Annotated in this window: 19 protein-coding genes and 1 riboswitch; of the genes, 3 read left to right on the top strand and 16 right to left on the bottom strand. The window is 39.1% G+C overall.

The genetic code is table 11. The features are described from left to right. The 14 genes from ACSU6B_RS12675 to ACSU6B_RS12610 form a co-directional block, all read right to left on the bottom strand. Positions 1-498 (bottom strand): TRAP transporter small permease, encoded by a 498-nt coding sequence (locus ACSU6B_RS12675; protein ID WP_168244362.1) that lies wholly within the window; start codon positions 496-498, stop codon positions 1-3. A 673-nt stretch (positions 499-1171) separates the two neighbouring features. Continuing rightward, positions 1172-1978: an RQC-minor-1 family DNA-binding protein gene (locus ACSU6B_RS12670; RefSeq protein ID WP_410885665.1), complete on the bottom strand. Its 807-nt coding sequence runs from the start codon at positions 1976-1978 to the stop codon at positions 1172-1174. A 308-nt stretch (positions 1979-2286) separates the two neighbouring features. Continuing rightward, positions 2287-2472, bottom strand: coding sequence for a hypothetical protein (locus ACSU6B_RS12665; RefSeq protein ID WP_410885662.1), 186 nt, complete (start codon positions 2470-2472; stop codon positions 2287-2289). A 123-nt stretch (positions 2473-2595) separates the two neighbouring features. After that, the gene (locus ACSU6B_RS12660) at positions 2596-3996 is read right to left on the bottom strand and encodes an MFS transporter (protein WP_410885660.1); all 1401 of its coding nucleotides are present in this window, start codon (positions 3994-3996) and stop codon (positions 2596-2598) included. A gap of 93 nt (positions 3997-4089) precedes the next feature. Beyond that, positions 4090-4809: a purine-nucleoside phosphorylase gene (deoD, locus tag ACSU6B_RS12655; protein ID WP_410885705.1), complete on the bottom strand. Its 720-nt coding sequence runs from the start codon at positions 4807-4809 to the stop codon at positions 4090-4092. Positions 4810-5110: 301 nt separating this feature from the next. Then, entirely contained in the window at positions 5111-5851 is a 741-nt protein-coding gene (locus ACSU6B_RS12650) for a GntR family transcriptional regulator (RefSeq protein ID WP_410885658.1), read from the bottom strand. A 343-nt stretch (positions 5852-6194) separates the two neighbouring features. Then, positions 6195-6644 (bottom strand): Gp49 family protein, encoded by a 450-nt coding sequence (locus ACSU6B_RS12645; RefSeq protein ID WP_251033117.1) that lies wholly within the window; start codon positions 6642-6644, stop codon positions 6195-6197. Between the two features lie 413 nt (positions 6645-7057). Continuing rightward, the gene (locus ACSU6B_RS12640; RefSeq protein ID WP_410885656.1) at positions 7058-7675 is read right to left on the bottom strand and encodes a malonate decarboxylase holo-ACP synthase; all 618 of its coding nucleotides are present in this window, start codon (positions 7673-7675) and stop codon (positions 7058-7060) included. Then, complete coding sequence (gene mdcD / locus ACSU6B_RS12635) at positions 7666-9363, bottom strand: biotin-independent malonate decarboxylase subunit beta (protein ID WP_410885654.1); 1698 nt, start codon at positions 9361-9363, stop codon at positions 7666-7668. The genes ACSU6B_RS12640 and mdcD overlap by 10 nt, the downstream gene beginning before the upstream one ends. Beyond that, positions 9338-9649, bottom strand: a complete 312-nt coding sequence (locus ACSU6B_RS12630) for a malonate decarboxylase subunit delta (protein WP_215004581.1) — start codon at positions 9647-9649, stop codon at positions 9338-9340. Before ACSU6B_RS12630 ends, mdcD begins: the two co-directional genes overlap by 26 nt. Before the next feature lie 21 nt (positions 9650-9670). Then, positions 9671-10540, bottom strand: a complete 870-nt coding sequence (locus tag ACSU6B_RS12625; RefSeq protein WP_410885652.1) for a triphosphoribosyl-dephospho-CoA synthase — start codon at positions 10538-10540, stop codon at positions 9671-9673. 16 nt (positions 10541-10556) lie between these two features. Further along, complete coding sequence (gene mdcA, locus ACSU6B_RS12620; protein WP_410885650.1) at positions 10557-12203, bottom strand: malonate decarboxylase subunit alpha; 1647 nt, start codon at positions 12201-12203, stop codon at positions 10557-10559. 36 nt (positions 12204-12239) lie between these two features. Further along, a complete protein-coding gene (locus ACSU6B_RS12615) occupies positions 12240-13175 on the bottom strand; it encodes an ACP S-malonyltransferase (RefSeq protein WP_410885648.1) in 936 nt (311 codons plus the stop codon). A gap of 37 nt (positions 13176-13212) precedes the next feature. Next, the gene (locus ACSU6B_RS12610) at positions 13213-13863 is read right to left on the bottom strand and encodes a GntR family transcriptional regulator (protein ID WP_410885646.1); all 651 of its coding nucleotides are present in this window, start codon (positions 13861-13863) and stop codon (positions 13213-13215) included. 297 nt (positions 13864-14160) lie between these two features. Between ACSU6B_RS12610 and madL the strand changes: the two genes are divergently transcribed. The 3 genes from madL to ACSU6B_RS12595 all read left to right on the top strand — a co-directional run bounded on the left by madL (position 14161) and on the right by ACSU6B_RS12595 (position 15803). After that, on the top strand, positions 14161-14574 hold the full coding sequence (gene madL / locus ACSU6B_RS12605) for a malonate transporter subunit MadL (RefSeq protein ID WP_410885644.1): 414 nt from the start codon (positions 14161-14163) through the stop codon (positions 14572-14574). After that, positions 14555-15319: a malonate transporter subunit MadM gene (gene madM, locus ACSU6B_RS12600; protein ID WP_410885642.1), complete on the top strand. Its 765-nt coding sequence runs from the start codon at positions 14555-14557 to the stop codon at positions 15317-15319. Before madL ends, madM begins: the two co-directional genes overlap by 20 nt. A gap of 304 nt (positions 15320-15623) precedes the next feature. Next, positions 15624-15803, top strand: coding sequence for a small acid-soluble spore protein H (locus tag ACSU6B_RS12595; RefSeq protein ID WP_215004593.1), 180 nt, complete (start codon positions 15624-15626; stop codon positions 15801-15803). A gap of 228 nt (positions 15804-16031) precedes the next feature. Here the strand turns inward: ACSU6B_RS12595 and ACSU6B_RS12590 are convergent, their stop codons facing one another. Together ACSU6B_RS12590 and thiC are read right to left on the bottom strand one after the other, a co-directional pair. After that, the gene (locus ACSU6B_RS12590) at positions 16032-16199 is read right to left on the bottom strand and encodes a serine protease (RefSeq protein WP_215004594.1); all 168 of its coding nucleotides are present in this window, start codon (positions 16197-16199) and stop codon (positions 16032-16034) included. Between the two features lie 20 nt (positions 16200-16219). Continuing rightward, positions 16220-18004, bottom strand: coding sequence for a phosphomethylpyrimidine synthase ThiC (gene thiC, locus ACSU6B_RS12585; RefSeq protein ID WP_410885639.1), 1785 nt, complete (start codon positions 18002-18004; stop codon positions 16220-16222). A gap of 142 nt (positions 18005-18146) precedes the next feature. Next, positions 18147-18261: riboswitch (TPP riboswitch) on the bottom strand. Positions 18262-18328: the final 67 nt, after the last annotated feature.

The following is an 18328-nucleotide window of genomic DNA, read 5'->3' as shown; positions in this document are numbered from 1 at the left end:
TTACATGCCCTCCTCTATCTCTTTGTGGCGAGTGGTGTTAATGTTAAAGAATTGTAAAAGAGAATAAACACAAATCATCACACCAGTAACTGGCATCACCGCATAGGTGATACTACTTGGCCATTTTGTCGCCGGCAAGGTTGAATCCATCATCAATACCGTGAAGTCCCAGCCCTGGATCACCAAATATAATCCGAAAGCAAAAATAGAAGCACTGATGATTTTATCTAAAACCTTATTAAAACTTTTAGGAAATAGATTCGTGAAAGAATCAATTCCTAAATGGATATACTCTCGGAATCCCACTGCTATAGCCATAAAGGCAAACCAAGCGAGTAACAAAAGAGTAACTTCCTCTGACCAAAAGAAAACAAAATTAAATAATTTCCTGGTAAAAACTTGTAGGGTGACGACAAAAATTAAAGCAATTAACGATAGTAGAGTGAATTTTTCAAAAATGGTATCGATGACTAGACCTACTTTTTTGATTACATTCATTTGATTCCCCCCATTTGAAAACGTTTTCCTGTCTCTCATTTTATGAATCTTTTGAATGTTTTTGAATGTTCTTTTTTTAGGATAATTTGTGATTTTTTTAGGTGGAATTTGAAATTCTTTCTATTTGAGACTATTTATGTATTTTTGTAAGTTTAATAAACAAATAAATTATATATTTAAACTTATCATGTTACCTGTATTCCATCAACTAGTAATAATAATTGGCTCTATCAATAGTAGTTTCGAAACGGTGGAGAAAGATTATTAATAGCATCAATGCTATTGCAATATATAAATGGCATAGAACATGGGGACGTTTCTTATAGGGGACAATCGGAAGTTTTGCGCGCAAAAAGCACAACTAGTGGATTGTCAGCTAGTTGTGCTTTTTTCTGCGTATGTGAGTCTTAAATCGTTGTGTAAGCTTCCTTTGGTTACTGTCAGACTAGTTTTTCCCACTTAGCGGTCATCATTTTTATGATTTTTATGCAAAAGAAAGAACATTTCTCAAAGGGACTCATTTAGAATTCTCACCGCTTTCGGTCTAACACCATGTAACTTCAAAATGTCTGATTCCGTAACTTCTGATAATTGAGCGAGGTTAATATACCCATAATTGGTAATTAGTGTAAAATATTTTCAAAAGTTATTTGCATTATTGATCATTTCTCCTTTAGTCAATAACTCTTGCCACGTTACCACCACACTTGTGACATTCCCCTTCCAATACAATTCCAGTAGGAAATTCTTTGACTGTATATCTTTCAATTTTAACCACATCACAACAAGAACCGCACCAAACATTTTGTTCTAATTTTCTACGGATTTCTGCAGGAATAGTAAGCCATTGTTTATTTGCGGAAAAAGAGATCACTTCTTGATTATGTATTTTTTCAGGTTCTTCTTCTACTTTCTCCAACAGTTCGATAACTTCTTGGATCCTGGTCCTGACTTTTTTATATTCAATCGATTCCCACGCATCCAGGATTGTGATTAACTCTTTATTGCCTGAATTTGCAATCTTATCTAATAAAAGAAGAATCAAGCTGCGGTTCCGGTCTTTTAATGTTTCAACAAATTCATAAGTTCTATTTTCAGCAGCATCAATAAGCTTTTCCAATAATTCATCAGCATAGGTCTCGCGTTCAATGTCCCAGCCATTATCCGTATAGACAAGCAATGGGAGTCTGCCACTATACTCGATGGCTAAATAATGATGAAGAATCAGCCAGTCTATTTTTGCGAGAATCTCTTTTTGCGGAACACCTTTGAATGCCCCGTATACAGGGCTGTGGTGCAATTCTAGTTCTAATAACTTTTTATCTTTTGATCCCGCAAGAATTTTGGCAAGCATTGCCCGGCCGCCACTCAGGATCAAATCATCTGCCCCACGTAAAATAGTTTTAATTTCATTGTCTGGCATCGACTTAATTCCGTTTGGATTAAGTTCATATCTCACTTGTTTTCCTTTTTTAACCATCGTTTGCATCCCTCATTTTAAAAAAACTCAACCTATTACAAATATAGCACCTCGAAAATGGGCTTTAAACCAATAAACAAGAGCGTATGTTTGTATTATTATATCACACCAGCGAACAAAGACTAATAACCATTGAAGAAAAATAATAGCCTCCCTAAAAACCAGAGAGATTTTTTTACACACGGCCACATTCATTTTTCAATATGGCACCTTATCATGAAATCGAAAGCCAAGAAACCATCTATGAGCTAGGTAAGTTTCGTTTTCTTCAATAGTTTTCCGCATTTGTTGTGGTTGAAGACATAAGTCTATGTTTGCTTTATAAAAAATCGCTCAGTCAATTCAACTGAGCGATTTCCTAAATTAAATAAATTGATGATGAATAATTTAATCACTTTTTCAAAGAAAACCTGAGAGATCCAGACCTCACTTACTGACTCCAACAATCCCATTTCAAAGCAAGTATTAATCATATTTTCAAATGTGATTTGCATTATTGATTATTTCTCCTTTAATCAATAACTCCTGCCACTTCATTACCACACTTTTTACATTTCCCTTCCAATACAAATCCACTAGAACAAAACTCCATAAAAGCATGATCAGCACTGTGTCTTCTAGTTACTTACTGCCATTTTCATCTTTCTGCCCACTAAAACCCAGTATAGAAACAAACTGAAAACAGCCAAAAATGCCAGTACAAATAAGACATTACTATATAAGGATGCATTCGAATTGTTGATGTATCCCAGTAGTTTGACTGTCATAGCAGAATTGTCCATCATTGCTGCTGTATAAGCAATTCCAATGGAAGCAGCGACATTAAGGATCAAATTATAAAAACCGATTGCTGTTCCAGAATTTTCTTTTGAGATAGTCCTAATACAATTATCAAGCATCGGTGCATACATGAATGCAAACGAGCTAGAGAATACAACCATTGATAAAACAAATATTATTACCGAACTTTTTACAAAGAATCCGCCTAACAATAGACTAGCTGTGATTCCGATAATTGCAATCGTAATACACTGCTTGGTGCCCATAATTTTAGCTACTTTTCCAGATAGGGCCCCAACAATAGCTGCTAGGACATATGCTGGAATTAATAATAGCGAAATGGTATCTAGTTTCAAATGATAAATCGATTCTAATAAAAATGGAAACAAGAAAATATATGCTAATTGGACAGAATATACAACAAAAGCAACTGCAAGCAGGGAAAGAAACTGCTTATTTTGAAAGAAAGAAATACCAATGAATGCATTTGTATATTTGCTAATATAAACTAGGAAGAGCGCAATGGCTCCAAAAAATAAGAGAAGATAAATCCAATTGAAATCTGTAATATATAATAGAAGAAATGCAGAAATTGATCCAACTAAAAATAATCCTAGCACATCTACATGATTGCCTTTCCCCTCTTCCTTAGGAAGATATTTTAGAATAAAAGGAAGAATGAAAAGGGTGACTAATGGAACTAAAAATAGCGTTGTCCAATGGAAATAAGTAGATATATAGCCGCCTGTTAATGCACCAATTACTTGTGAAAGCGCAAAGCTGCTAGTACTCAATCCTAAAAACTTCTTTTGTTCACTTGCAGGAAGATGTTTGGTTACAAATATAACATATAATGTTTCAGCAGATGCCAAGCCAGCAGTTTGAACAATTCGTGATAGTACGACCATTATGAACGATTGTTGAAAAATATATCCCATTACAGAACCAACACAAATTAAAATAATTCCGACGCTAAATAGTTTTCTGATACTAATTGAATCTGCCAAGGCTGCGTAAACAACAGCTCCAATTCCAATTACAAGTCCCGCTAATGTTGCTTGCCAGCTAACTGTTGTTGCAGAGATATTGAAATCCTTCGCCATATCTACAGAAATAATTTTAAAAGAATTATCTATAATCAAACATAGTAAAAATAATAGTAAGATAACAGGAACCGCTTTTTTAACATTATACTCTGATGCATCAGTCACACTTATATCTGCACTTATTGTCGCCATCTTTCTCTCTCCTTTTGTGCTACAGGAAATCGTCACATGAATGAAGGAAAATATCCAGTAGATTTGTCATGTTATATATCAAGATTTCGTTTATTAAGCTAGTTCCAAGGCGATTTCCATCATATTGGTAAAAGCTTTTTGTCTTTCTTCTGGTGTCGTTTGTTCATTTCGAATAATATGATCACTTACTGTTAAAATTGTCAGTGCGTTTACCCCAGCATAGGCTGCATTCATATAAAGACCAGCTGTCTCCATTTCAGCACATAAAATTCCCATCTTCCGCCACTTTTCTATTGCGCTTTCATCGGCATTATAAAAGATATCGCTACTAAGGACATTTCCAACATGGACAGGTAGTCTTTTTTCATCGGCTGCTTTTTTGGCCTTCTCTAATAACGTAAACGAGGCAATATTAGAAAATTCTCCTGGCAGATTGTATTGATGAACATAACGAGAATCTGTAGAAGCACCCATCGCCATTACAATATCATACAAATTCATATTGTCCTGAATAGCACCGCATGTACCAATACGAATTAAATTTTTCACACCAAATACATTTATTAATTCCCATGAGTAGAGACTCATACTTGGCATGCCCATACCAGTTCCCATAGTAGAGACTTTCTTTCCTTTAAAGGTTCCGGTAAAACCAAGCATATTGCGCACTGAATTAAACTGAACAACGTCATCCAAATAGGTTTCTGCAATAAACTTTGCTCTTAAGGGATCTCCTGGTAAAAGGATTGTTTCAGCTATTTCTACCCCATTAGGTTTTATATGTGGGGTTTCCTTATGTTCTATAGTACTCATCATATCTCTCCTCCATTTGAGTTTCCTTCTCGTTTTGGAAACAAGAAAGTAGTATGTTTGTTTGCGTTTTCATTTAGATCCACCACTAATCTTACAACGTTGTATAGTTGTATAAAAACTTGTATGCCCTCCAACAATAATAAGGATATCACACCAAACATTTGCCCACAACCTTGTTTTAATAAAAATATGTACAATTTGTAACAAAAAAAGCGGTGTCATTATAAAAATGACACCGCCTTTTTTGTTTCCCAAGGAAATAGCTAGGTAGGATCTGTAAACTCGATACTTACTGCTGACACTATTTCTTAGTATTTATCCTTATTTGACTAAACTCTGTTGGGATATAATATTTATTATAGATAACTGGATATTTATCGCTGATATAGACGCTTTCTAAAATCAAATCACAATCCCCTCCATCAAAAATTTGATATTTTAACGATGGAGTATTTATGGAATGAGAACGTTTTATTTCGATTGTAGAGGAATTGGCTAGTTCATATACTTCTGTTTCTAACATTTCTAATAATTGTTTCTCATTCTGTAAGTCCAACTCTAACTCCGAAACTGCTTCAATAGACATTATGGTAAAAGCATAGGCTGCTACCTTATTGCCGCTCATATACCAGCGGTCCACTGCAACAACCGCAGTCAGCGGACGGTTCAATACCTGCACTGAATAGTCTGTGACTAATTCCATCCTTAAACTAAGCTCGACATCATCCACTTTTTCCGGAAAGCATTTATATAAGGGATTCCCCAATTTCTCCAATCCAATTTTGTTTTCATTTTGATGAACTTTCGTAATAAAATTACCTTTTCCATGGATGTTCTTCACCAGTCCATCTTCTTGCAAAAGGGACAAAGCTTGCCTTAATGTCATTCTACTAACCCCAAATACTTTTGCTAATTCTGGTTCTGTGGGCAGTCGGCTATCAGGCGGAAACGTTCCATCCATAATCTGTTTGTACAGTCGGTCATAGACTGTAACGAATAAGGGTTGTTTATTTTTAGTGGGATCATTCAGTTTATTGTTCATATTAATACACACCTATTAATTTTAATAATATTTGTAATCTTACTTTTAAGGTTGCTTATCTCACTATGCTTTTTGTTTTCTCTATTGTAGCGTACTTTGCTATTGAAATTAATACAATTCATAAAATAGTCCTAATTTAATAATGAAAAATAGGTGCGTTCCTTTTCTTTTCCTAATACGATCCTCCGTTTCATATAATTCACATTTGCTTTGTTTCACTTTTCCCGTCCCTTAGGTGGCCACAGTTTAGCTCTTTCTATTTAGAAAAACAGGGTCAACATAAAAAAAACCTGAACACAATGATTCTTGCATTCAGGGTTCGGACTTTTCGCAGCTCCACATTCTAAGACTGTATCGCTATACTTTGAGTTTTGTAAGCTTCAAGCTCACTAATTTTATGTTTAATCCGTTCCAAACAAATCTGGGTGTTTGTTTCTTTGTTATAGGATGCCGCATCTACACTGGTTATCGATTCGGTGATGATAAACCCATTGGGCAGCTGGACCGCAACCATGGTGCATCTTCCAAAAGCCTTAATAACTTTAACCTGAGATTTTTCGATCATTTCATTGATATCCGCTGGTACACTATGATTTATCATTAGTTTCTTTGCCTGTTGTTTCGCAATAAAGGAATAATCGGATGATGGTTCAAATGCCATTTCAAAGGCTCCCATTGTTGTTTCAATGACCTCATCATTGATGATATCCCTAACCTTCACTTTCCCATTCGCTGTGATTTCCAACAATTCCATTACAATATCTGGCGACCCTTTCACTTGGTATATCTTCAAGCTCTTTCCCTCCACCATGCTTTTTAAAAAAACTTCCGTTAAACTAGTCTATTCAGCATGCAGAAAAGCTGTGAAACTTGAGAAAAAATTACAACCGTTCATACGAAAAAAGCCAGGCCACATCGCAAGAAGGCTGATTGGTTTGCCTGCTTCTGGGGCTTAACTTACGTGGCAATGGGTTATTCAATCTTTACCAAAAAGGATTCAAGTCAATCAGTAAGCGCGGAGGAAATTTCAGTTAAAAAACAAACAATTTTAGAGATTAAATGATTTCACCATAAATCATTAAATGGATAAGTAGTTCAGATAATGTTGTGCCTGGCACTCTATTTGGTTATTCAAATGAACTTGGCTTTTCCTTAAATAAAAAAAGCGGTAGAATTCTATTTTAAAAGAATTGTACCGCTTTTTGTTTATTTTTTTGGATCATTCCAAGGATTTTTACTCATCCTTGGACCGTATATTGTTTTTAATAATACAAGATCACTGCCCCTTACATACTCGCTTAAAGAAAACGAACCAGCTGGTGTTTCTACTTGTACATCTATTCTTACCGGGCTTTTCTTCAATTCATGAATGATCTGGACACCCACATCCATTGGGAGCGGTTCAGGGGCACGAATGATAATATCTAGATCACTTTCTAAAGTTACGGTTTCAACTTTGCTGGCAAGTTCAAAGCCAACACTGCCTCCTGGGCCCCAGGAAAGACTGTATTTGTTAAATAGGTCTGCAGAATTTGTCAGAGCTGAAAACACAGGTGACTGTTTAATTTCCCACAGATAACTTTTAGTAAGATGTTCTGGTTTAATTTGCCGAAACACTCGATTTTTCGGTAAAAATGCGGCAAATCTTTCATTTCTATTTCTGCCCCTAATCCCGACAGATACCTGCCCATTAGGAGCAATTGCCCTGCAGACAACTACAAATGGAGCAATTTCAAGGGAAAGTAAAGCCCAATCAGGGATTGGAGAGTGGCTAATTAAATCCCTACGGTTAATCTCCAGTAGATCATGTGGTTCTAACACCATTGTTCTTTCAACTTTTCTCTGACCAAAATGGAAGCTGACCGTCCGCCATTTCTGGCAAAAGTAGAAGTTAGCCGGCAGCTTAAATCCCTTGGGCTGTTTTTTATGTCTGCGATTGCATACATTAATTTACTGCATACGATCAGTAGATCAGTTTCATTAGGCTCATCTGCATTGACTCCGACAATAAGTTCATGAAGTGCGCCTAGTTTTTCAAAGGATTTGATATCATACGCCATCGCCGGGACTTTTTTCGTTGCTTCTTCGAGTTCATCAATTGTTCGAAGTGTAATTCTTGCAGCTGATTGTTTGGACATCACATGCACATTTACACCCTCATCATCCAAAGCGATTAGCCGATTGGCCTGCATCCCATGGGAAAGGAAAGCTCCTGAAATCGCCTTACCTGGAATAAATGCAATCACTGGATGGCCTGCCAATCTTGCTGATGCATAGGCATCCACAGCTGCTGCGCATGCCTGATGGATGCCCAAAAGTTCTTCACGGTATCCGTACGCCTGACTCGGTACATCGACAATTGCAACAATTGCTCGCTTCGCATTATTTCGGTCCTCCTCCATTGCTTCCCGGATATACTTGGCGATCATCCATCCCTGTTCTAGTCCGAATTCACCTGCCCTGGCTCTTGGAAAGCGGCTGGCTTTATCAGGGACAACTGCAAGGAAACGGGCAGCTTTATTGCCGATAAAGGAGTCTGCACAAAGCACCGAAGGGATTTCTCCGATATCCGGTGACCCCGATGTCAATAGATTAAACCATTTTTGTCCCCTGCTTTTAGCACCTTCGCCTAAGTCAATTTTACCGCGTTGAGCGCAATCCCCCTTAATGGGTAGGTCGGACTGAATCCATAAGGATCTAATCTTTTCCGGGGTCAGTTTCTCAGACGGATTAACGGATTCTAAAAAGGTTATATATCTATCAACCTCAGCACTTCTTGGTGTTTCCTCTTTACCCTGCGCGATGGAAGAAAGTATGGATTGCTTCAATCTGTCGCAATCATCTTCCACCAAGATTTCGGTGAAACCAGATGCTTTTCTTTGATTTCCTCCGATGGTGTTCCAAATCAGACGGCGGTCCATCGAATCGAATTCCTCGATGCCTGCTTCTTGCTCAATTACTTCTGGACCATTTAAGCCGAGGCGTCCTTCGCGTGTCATGATTAACGTACTGCATAAGCCTGCGGTAATGGACATACCTCCAAAGGCACCGATTTTTCCTGGGATAATACCAATGACAGGTACATATTCCCTAAGAGCAACAATCGCTGCCCCGATTTCTGCAATCGACAACAATCCATAATTTGCTTCTTGCAGCCTGACTCCTCCAGAATCAAATATTAAAACAGGATAAATGTATTTGCCGGATTGATTTTCCTTCAAAGCAAGTTCTAAAGCCCCTGCAATTTTAGCACCTGAAACTTCACCAATTCCTCCCCCCTGAAAATTTCCTTCTATTGATATTACTAACAAAGAGTTTCCACTCAATTCTCCTCTGGCAATGATGACTCCATCATCGCTTTGCGGAACAATCCCCTGAGGTTCCAAGTGAGGTGATTCAACCCCAGAAAATGGATCAAGCAGTTCCTTAAAGGTGGAATCATCAAGTAACATATGTGCCCTTTCACGGCCACTACATTCTACAAAACTACTTTTTAATGTATTCAGCAACATTTGCCACCTCCAATGCTTGTGCGAGTCTTAATGTGACAACACCGGGAGTTGCTCCAAAATCATTAATCATAATCCTAGCGGATACAGCATTTTGTATAAAAAACCTCTCAAGGACAGTCTTCCATATTTCTTTATACCCTGTGGTTCCAGTCCGTATGGTAACCTCTGCATATTCCCCATCTGTCGGTTCAATTAAGATTTCAAGATCACCTGATCCAACTACTCCAACGTGTGCATGCGACTTAAGGATTTTAGTTGCAGGAAAACGATAGGTTAATCTTTCCATTTGGCAGTCCTCCTTTTTTTATTAATTAGCTAATGTGATTTGTGGATATGTCTGGTTCTTGGTATACAGATGAAGAGAATCCAGAAATAAAGTAGCCGCCAGCAGATCTGCGCTTCCACCTGGGGAAGCATTAGTCCAGCGCAAGGATTGATCCAGCTGTTTTAAAACCTTCCAGCCATTTACAGTCCAAACTCCGCCTGATTTCAGGATTTCATTGGCAAATTCCTTCGTACTGACCAGTGCTTTCGAACCTCCACGGTGCAAAATACAGGTATCATCCAGATTAGCCATAAGCGCAATTAAGACGTTTAACCTGCAAAGATTTTCTGTTACACCTTTTCTTCTTGACGTATAAAGAACAGGTAAAGCTATCTTTCTTAAATGGGGGAACCCTTGCTGAGCTTCACCTTTGGCACCATTGACTCCGTACCTTTCTTTTACATATGCACCATTGGTCTTTTCTTCTGGTTGATTCCGGTCTGGAAAAAGGGCAAGCTTTCCTGCGGACAAAGCAATATTGTCCATAGATGTTTCTCCAGGGTTCATGGCTGCGCTCGAGACAAGCAGCCCTAATGCCCAAATGGCTCCCTTATGTGTATTAACGCCACATGTAGCTTCGAACATTTCCTTTTCTCCTTGGCGCCCGATAGCGGCAATCTCTTCTCGCAGTTCCTGTGACGACTCGCTTTTATAACTTGCCTTAGCCATCTCTCTGAATGCAGGTTCCAATGCTCTTGCCGATCTGATCATTAAATCTAGCGACATGTCTGTATGCGCTCCGGAATTTTCTTTATCAACGAGCCCTGGTTTTGGCGTTAGTTCTGCTTCCTCTATGAGCGATTGCACTGCAAGCCTCCCAAGATACTGAATATCTGTTTGGATGTGATTCATCTTCAGAGTCCCCCTGTTACCAGCTTCTAAACTTAGCAGGCGGCTCATATAACTCATCTGACCATTCCACCAGCTCTTCAATATTTTTGGCAGCCAGTAAAGAACGCTTTGCTTCTGTCCTTTTAATTCCGAGGTCTTCAGGAAGTGCAATCAACCCTTCTCTCCGCAATTTATCGGTCTTTTTCACATCATGTTCAAGTCCAATAGGGGTAACACCCGCGATCGCTGCTATCGCCTGTCTCCGCTCTTCCAAGCTGCTTGCTTTATACAAGTAGGCAATCCCTTCTTCTGTCACAATATGAGTAACATCCTGGCCGTAAATCATAACGGGTGCAACAGCAAGCCCGGCATCGTGTTTAACATCCACAGCGTCCAAATTTTCAACAAAAATTGGTTTGTTCCCCTTCTGAAATGTTTCGACAACCTGGACAACCAGTTTGCGGCCGCGTACAAGTGGGTCGTCATTTGTCATCATGTCGAGCCAGGCTTGGGAAGAATGGCGCCGTCCCCCTGGATCATGCCCCATATTTGGTGCACCTCCAAACCCTGCCAGCCTGCCACGGGTTACGGTTGAGGAATTACCTGCAGCGTCTATTTGTAAACTGGAACCGACAAACAAATCAACTGCATATTGTCCAGCAAGCTGACATAGTGTACGGTTTGATCGCATACTTCCATCCCGCCCTGTAAAAAATACATCACGCCTTGCTGCCACATATTTTTCCATGCCAACTTCACCGCCAAAGCAATGGATACTTTCTACCCAGCCGCTTTCAATCGCAGGGATAAGCGTCGGGTGAGGGTTCAAAGCCCAGTGTTTACATATTTTCCCCTTCAGTCCTAGCGACTCACCGTATGTGGGGAGCAGCAGTTCAACTGCAGCCGTATTAAAACCAACCCCATGATTCAGCGATTTCACTTGATGTTTTTCATAGATACCTCTTATGATTATCATAGCCTGAAGTACCTGAATATCAGTAATATGCCTGGGATCCCGGGTGAAAAGAGGCTCCAGCTGATACGGTTTATCAGCAACAACAACATAGTCGATCCAGGAACCTGGTATATCAACCCTCGGCAATTTATCTACCAATTCATTTACCTGGGCAATCACAATTCCGTCTCGAAAAGCTGCTGCTTCCACAAGGGTCGGAGTTTCTTCCGTGTTTGGTCCCGTGTATAAATTACCTTCGGCGTCGGCTTTGTCGGCCGCCACCAAAGCAACAGATGGAATCAAATCGATGAACAGCCTTCCATAAAGCTCAACATATGTGTGAATTTCACCTATGGTTAGCTTGCCATCTTCAAGCATTTGCGCGATTCGAAGGCCTTGAGGCCCTGAATAGGAGAAATCCACTTTTTTGGCGATTCCTGATTCGAACAAATCCAAATGTTCAGGACGGGATATACTCGACATAATCATATGCAAATCGTACAATTTTCTTGGATCAGCTTGGGCAAGAGCTTCCGAAAGGAATGATGCCTGTTTCTGGTTGTTCCCCTCCAAAACGACACGGTCTCCAGGCATGATCAAGGTTTCAAGTGCCTCAACGATTTTGTTTGTCGGAATAATCCGATTATGGGCGATTCCTTTCATGTTCGCGATTCTTTTTTCTTTGGCTTCTAATCGAGTTTTCCAAGAACGTTGTTTTATTATCTGCATTTTATGTATCCCCTTTCATTTTATAATTTTTAAAACTTATGAATGGTCCGAAGAAAAACGTTTTGCCAATAACAGACAATTTCTAAACCCATTTTCTTCAACAGATACAGCACGGGCACCAGGCAAAGCTTTTTTTGCTAAACTGGCCAGGACGTTCCCAGGAGGCATTTCAATAAAAAGCCTTGTTCCATATTCACAAAGAACCGAAGAGATATCATGCCATTTGACTGGATGTGAAAGATTAAAAGCAAGATCCTCTCTGATTTTTTCCGGTGATTTTAAAAGCCTTGCTGTCCTGTTACAAGCATAGGGAATAATTGGTGAACGAAAATGAATTTTTGAAAGTTCTTCGTACAAAGAAACTGAAACCGGCCGGAGTAAGGGGCAATGTGAAGGTACACTAATGTTTAGGACATCCGCTTTTCTAGCCCCTCTATCCCTTGCATGATTGATAACCCTGTCGATTCCCGCAATGGAACCGGAAATCGTAACTTGATCTTGTGCATTAATATTTGCTACGTAAACAGGATCCTTTTCGATAAAATATGTTTCTACTATTCCTTTCATCGTACGTCCGTCGATTCCTGTAATAACCCCCATCCCATAACCTGATGGAAAGGCCTGCTCCATCAATTGTCCTCTAAGCTTCACCATTCTGACAGCATCAGTTAAATCAATCGCCTTACATGCGACCGCTGCACTGAAAGCGCCGACAGAATGGCCTGCCGCAATGTCTGGGAGTACACCTTCGGATGCAAATGCTTTTATAACAGCAACTGACGAAACAAACAATGAAACCTGAACCGAAGTCGTCGACTCTAATGCAGCCATCGAATCCAACTTGTATACGCTTTCTCCAAGAATATCACCAGCTTGATGCATAACCTCTGAAATTACAGGGTGATCGTGTAAATGATGAAGCATATTCGGCTTTTGGGATCCTTGGCCAGGAAATAAGAATGCTAGTTTCATCTTTCATACCCCTTTTTAGGCACCAGTCAATATAACTCTATTGAGCAAACTTTTTATTAATACTAGAAATAACATCCTGATTATGGCGAGTTAAGAGTTTGGCAGCCTCTGCTATATTATCCTTTGTTAAAAGGTCAATTAACATTTCGTGTTCGTGTACTGATTTTTCAATGTTTCCGTTATTTGCGAATGAAAGACTCTGGACCCTAAGCAGCGGCCAGCCCAAACGGGAATACATCGTTTTAATTGTTACACTTTTACTCATCTCCACAAGTTTCATATGAAAGGAGTGATTTAACTGGGTATACAGATGAACATCAGTAATATCCTTCATTTCTCTCAAAATAGCAGCCATTTTTTGCAGACATCCATGATCCGTTCCGTTTCTCTGAATCCGTTCGATGGCCATCGTTTCAAGCATATTACGTATTTCAAGGAGGTCATAGATTTCATTCTCTGTATAGTCCTTTACAACCGCTCCCTTCCGCGGTATTCTCTCCACAAGACCTTCAATTGACAGTAAATAAATGGCCTCCCGTACTGGCGCACGGCTTGTTCCATACTCCTCTGCATAAATATGTTCGATCAGTTTTTCCCCTGGTACTAACTCCCCCTTAATTATTTGCTCGGTAATATGTTCAGCTATATGGTTTGATAGAGCATTTTCATTAATTTTACGAGATTCCATGACTCTGTCTCCTCCTCAAAGAAAATTTGGTCGACTGTCGATTATTATTATAACCACCACCTTTAGAAAATTCAATATTTTTAGAAAATTTTAAAAATGAATTGACACTTTCTTTTCTTTCGTTTTATTATGGATTTTAGAATACAGTCGACTGTTGATTCTTATCTTGGAAACGCTTACTCATCTCTTGATCTTTCAATCTCCCCTCTTTGTCTAGGCCAGCATTGTTTTGTTTTCTCCGCGTTATAGCTTTTGTCTCTTTAGTCTAAAGCAAAAAAATTGAAAAGGAGAAATTCTATGATCATTTTTGGTGTCGCTTTATTATCTATTTGCTTTTTAGGAGGGGTATTTTTTGGAGATCTCCTCGGAGACATACTGGGGATTGACGCAAATGTCGGCGGTGTCGGATTTGCCATGCTGATGCTGATTCTGATTGTGGAATACCTGAAAAAGAAAGAAAAGTTAAACAAACAGACGCAAGAAGGACTGGCTTTTTGGAGTGGAATGTACATCCCGATTGTTGTTGCCATGTCGGCACAGCAAAATGTTGTAGCAGCTCTTGACGGAGGAGTACTTGCGATTACTGCAGGTGTGGTCGTAGTACTTATTAGTTGGGCAGTTGTCCCCCTTCTTAGCAGGGGCGGTACGATCAATGAGACTCATGAAAGTGAAATGATAGGAGGCGAACAGCGTGTTAGAAACATTAGGTAGTATATTTCAAAATAATGGTTTAATTGTTTCTTTTGCCATTGTTGGTTTTACTATGTATCTTTCATATTTCATTTCTGACAAGTTAACAAAAGGGCGGATTCACGGATCAGCTATTGCCATCACCCTCGGTCTTTTGCTTGCTTATATCGGAGGAGTAATTACAGGGGGAGAGAAAGGAATTGCAGACATAAGCCTCTTTACAGGAATCGGCCTGATGGGCGGCGGAATGCTCCGGGACTTTGCGATTGTTGCCACTGCCTTCGGGGCCAACTTCAGTGAAATTAAAAAGGCTGGAGTAAATGGAGTCTTATCTCTGTTTATTGGTGTGATACTCTCCTTTATTGTCGGAGTATGTATTGCATTGGCGTTCGGATATAAAGACGCAGTTAGCTTAACCACGATAGGTGCTGGGACAGCGACCTACATAGTGGGTCCGGTTACAGGTGCAGCAATAGGGGCAAGCTCTGAAGTCATTACTATAAGTATTGCAGCCGGGCTTGTAAAATCAATCCTTACGATGATCGGCACCCCATTTGTAGCAAAATATATCGGATTAAACAACCCGCGCACGGCAATGGTATATGGAGGATTAATGGGAACAACAAGCGGCGTCGCCGGAGGATTAGCCGCAACAGACCCAAAGCTGGTTCCCTACGGAGCAGTAACCGCCACTTTTTATACTGGCTTAGGCTGCCTGCTTGGCCCTTCAGTATTATTTTTGATAACAAAAGCAATTTTTGCTTGATTAATTAACTTTCTACTGGTAATTGTTTATACTCATTAACAATGTTTTTTTCTGGTGGAGAACTGTTCAAAACCTTTTCAATTCTTTTAGTAAAAAAAAAGAGCCTTTCCTTATGGAGAGGCTCTCAGTTTGTCGACAAAAGGGGTTCGGAATGGTTTCATTCCGAACCCCTTTTCTCGCGAATCGATCGCTTTAATGCTCGTATTTTGGCACTCATGAAAATTTATAAACAGGCCCATATACGTATAACAAGTAGTTCAGAGGAAATACTTAAAATGTTTCAATAAGGAAAGGAGGTCGTGACATGGACGTACAACGAGCACAGGAAATTTCTAATTCATCGACTATGGCTAATGTAACGTATAACGGAACACGTATCTATATTGAGCATGTTGACAAACAAAACGGAACAACTACAATCCACTCTCTCGATGAACCAAATAGTAAACAAAGTGTTTCCGTATCAAGCCTAATAGAACATTAATTAGTTAAATCTTCTTCAAGTGAAAGCATAGTTCCTAAGAAAACATCACTTCAAAGTGGTGTTTTCAAGTTCCGTTTCGCATTTGTAATAATATAAAGTGATTATAGTTTTTACTATGGGAATTTATAGAAAAAACTAAAAAACCTTACCCCGATATTAATCAAGGTAAGGTTACATGGCTATCTTTTTAATACCCTCTTGTTAGATTATCTTCTTGTCGGTTTTTGTTTAATAATATAATACATTTACCTTATTACACTTCAAACATTTTTCATAATATTGATCGCCATCAAAATGATGATCACAATTTTGCTGAATTTCCTTTAAACGCTCCTCTAAAAAAGCAAGGCTAGTTTTCATTTGCGTAATTTCCTCGTTAATCTTTTGAACATTCATCGTATAACCTCCCAAGAAAGTTACTGATATATGCTGCCCCCAGATTGCTTAAACTCCTTAGCTTTTTCCTTCATACCTGTTTCAATAGCTTCCTTCGTATCAAGTTTGTTTTCTTTCGCATAATTACGAATATCTTGAGAGATTCTCATGCTACAAAATTTTGGTCCACACATTGAACAGAAATGTGCTGTTTTTGCACCTTCCGCAGGTAAAGTTTCATCATGATATTCTATCGCTCGTTCAGGATCTAAAGATAAATTAAACTGATCTCTCCAACGGAATTCAAAACGAGCTTTTGATAAGGCATCATCTCTTTTTTGGGCTCCTGGATGTCCTTTTGCCAAATCAGCAGCATGGGCGGCAATTTTGTAAGTAATAACCCCTACACGAACATCCTCTCTATTCGGTAAACCTAAATGTTCTTTAGGAGTTACATAACAAAGCATAGCTGTACCATTCCAACCAATCATTGCTGCCCCAATAGCAGATGTAATGTGATCATAACCAGGTGCTATATCAGTCGTAAGAGGTCCAAGTGTGTAGAATGGTGCTTCCTGACACACTTCTAGTTGTTTATCCATATTTTCTTTAATCAAGTGCATAGGTACGTGTCCAGGTCCTTCAACCATTACCTGAACATCATGTTCCCAAGCAATTTTTGTTAGCTCTCCAAGAGTCTCTAATTCTGCAAACTGCGCTTCATCATTGGCATCTGCAATAGATCCAGGACGTAAACCATCCCCTAAAGAGAATGCAACATCATAAGACTTCATTATTTCGCAGATTTCTTCAAAGTGAGTATATAAAAAGCTTTCTTTATGGTGGTGTAAACACCATTGTGCCATGATTGATCCACCGCGGGATACAATACCTGTTAACCGTTTTGCCGTTAATGGAACATATCGTAAAAGAACACCAGCATGAATGGTGAAGTAATCAACACCTTGCTCCGCTTGTTCAATCAAGGTATCACGGTAAACCTCCCATGTAAGATCTTCAGCAACACCATTTACTTTTTCAAGTGCTTGATAAATGGGGACGGTGCCGATAGGAACTGCTGAGTTTCGAACAATCCATTCCCTTGTTGTATGAATGTTTTTACCTGTTGATAGATCCATAATATTATCGGCACCCCAGCGCGAGGCCCATGTCATTTTTTCAACCTCTTGTTCGATGGAGGATGAAACAGCCGAGTTGCCAATATTCGCGTTAATTTTAACATGAAAATTACGTCCTATTATCATAGGTTCTGACTCTGGATGATTGATATTAGAAGGAATAATCGCTCGACCTTTTGCCACTTCATCACGCACAAATTCAGGTTTCATATTTTCCCTTATGGCGATAAACTCCATTTCAGGAGTAATAATTCCCTTTTTAGCATAATGAAGCTGTGTGACATTTTTCCCTTTTTTTGCACGTAATGGTTTGCGCTTTAAACCAGGAAACACATTATGATTGGCACGAGGATCATTTTGATCGTTATACCCATTATCTTCAGGTTTAATTTCTCGACCTTCATATTCCTCAACATCTGCTCGTTCATGAATCCATGTGCTTCGAATGGCAGGAAGACCTTTTGTAATATCAACAGAATAATTTAGATCCGTATAAGGACCGCTTGTATCATAGACGCGAACTGGAAGGTTTTCCTCTTCTCCAAACGCACCTGTTGTCGGGCTTAACTCAATTTCACGCATTGGTACTTTAATGTCCGGTCTCGAACCTGTTACATATACTTTTTTACTGCCTGGAAAACTAGACATGATGGAAATGTTTTGTTCGTTTAATGAAGTCTTTGACATAATAAATCTCTCCTTTTTTTGAATATAAAGGACGAGATACAGAACATAACAAGTGGAAAAGCGTATAAAAGTACATCAAAAAGCCGGGCCCATAAATGGTTGGACCCGGCTAATATGTATGCAGAAGTATAGGTGCATTGAAGACTGTCTATTCTAACTTCCCCACGCTGGTATGATCCAGATCAGGTCCCAAGAGTCAAGAAACTTCATCGTGTTTCTTTCTCAGCCCAACTTATTGGGCACCCCTAGTTATTTATATTCAATTAACAATATTATATATGAGTATCGGTTAAAATGAAATACATAATATTATTTAAAGTGATA

Source organism: Neobacillus sp. C211 (assembly GCF_051842875.1).
Taxonomy (GTDB): Bacteria; Bacillota; Bacilli; order Bacillales; family Cytobacillaceae; genus Neobacillus.
This window is presented reverse-complemented; position numbering and strand designations above follow the sequence as displayed.

What these genes read in the sequence shown, in the direction of transcription:
- ACSU6B_RS12665 (WP_410885662.1), bottom strand. Translation starts at nt 2,472, where the DNA reads ATGCAAATCACATTTGAAAATATGATTAATACTTGCTTTGAAATGGGA.
- mdcA (WP_410885650.1), bottom strand. Translation starts at nt 12,203, where the DNA reads ATGCAGATAATAAAACAACGTTCTTGGAAAACTCGATTAGAAGCCAAA.
- ACSU6B_RS12590 (WP_215004594.1), bottom strand. Translation starts at nt 16,199, where the DNA reads ATGAATGTTCAAAAGATTAACGAGGAAATTACGCAAATGAAAACTAGC.
- ACSU6B_RS12615 (WP_410885648.1), bottom strand. Translation starts at nt 13,175, where the DNA reads ATGAAACTAGCATTCTTATTTCCTGGCCAAGGATCCCAAAAGCCGAAT.
- ACSU6B_RS12625 (WP_410885652.1), bottom strand. Translation starts at nt 10,540, where the DNA reads ATGAATCACATCCAAACAGATATTCAGTATCTTGGGAGGCTTGCAGTG.
- thiC (WP_410885639.1), bottom strand. Translation starts at nt 18,004, where the DNA reads ATGTCAAAGACTTCATTAAACGAACAAAACATTTCCATCATGTCTAGT.
- ACSU6B_RS12650 (WP_410885658.1), bottom strand. Translation starts at nt 5,851, where the DNA reads ATGAACAATAAACTGAATGATCCCACTAAAAATAAACAACCCTTATTC.
- ACSU6B_RS12610 (WP_410885646.1), bottom strand. Translation starts at nt 13,863, where the DNA reads ATGGAATCTCGTAAAATTAATGAAAATGCTCTATCAAACCATATAGCT.
- ACSU6B_RS12630 (WP_215004581.1), bottom strand. Translation starts at nt 9,649, where the DNA reads ATGGAAAGATTAACCTATCGTTTTCCTGCAACTAAAATCCTTAAGTCG.
- madL (WP_410885644.1), top strand. Translation starts at nt 14,161, where the DNA reads ATGATCATTTTTGGTGTCGCTTTATTATCTATTTGCTTTTTAGGAGGG.
- ACSU6B_RS12595 (WP_215004593.1), top strand. Translation starts at nt 15,624, where the DNA reads ATGGACGTACAACGAGCACAGGAAATTTCTAATTCATCGACTATGGCT.
- deoD (WP_410885705.1), bottom strand. Translation starts at nt 4,809, where the DNA reads ATGAGTACTATAGAACATAAGGAAACCCCACATATAAAACCTAATGGG.
- ACSU6B_RS12675 (WP_168244362.1), bottom strand. Translation starts at nt 498, where the DNA reads ATGAATGTAATCAAAAAAGTAGGTCTAGTCATCGATACCATTTTTGAA.
- ACSU6B_RS12640 (WP_410885656.1), bottom strand. Translation starts at nt 7,675, where the DNA reads ATGGTGTTAGAACCACATGATCTACTGGAGATTAACCGTAGGGATTTA.
- ACSU6B_RS12660 (WP_410885660.1), bottom strand. Translation starts at nt 3,996, where the DNA reads ATGGCGACAATAAGTGCAGATATAAGTGTGACTGATGCATCAGAGTAT.
- mdcD (WP_410885654.1), bottom strand. Translation starts at nt 9,363, where the DNA reads ATGTTGCTGAATACATTAAAAAGTAGTTTTGTAGAATGTAGTGGCCGT.
- ACSU6B_RS12670 (WP_410885665.1), bottom strand. Translation starts at nt 1,978, where the DNA reads ATGGTTAAAAAAGGAAAACAAGTGAGATATGAACTTAATCCAAACGGA.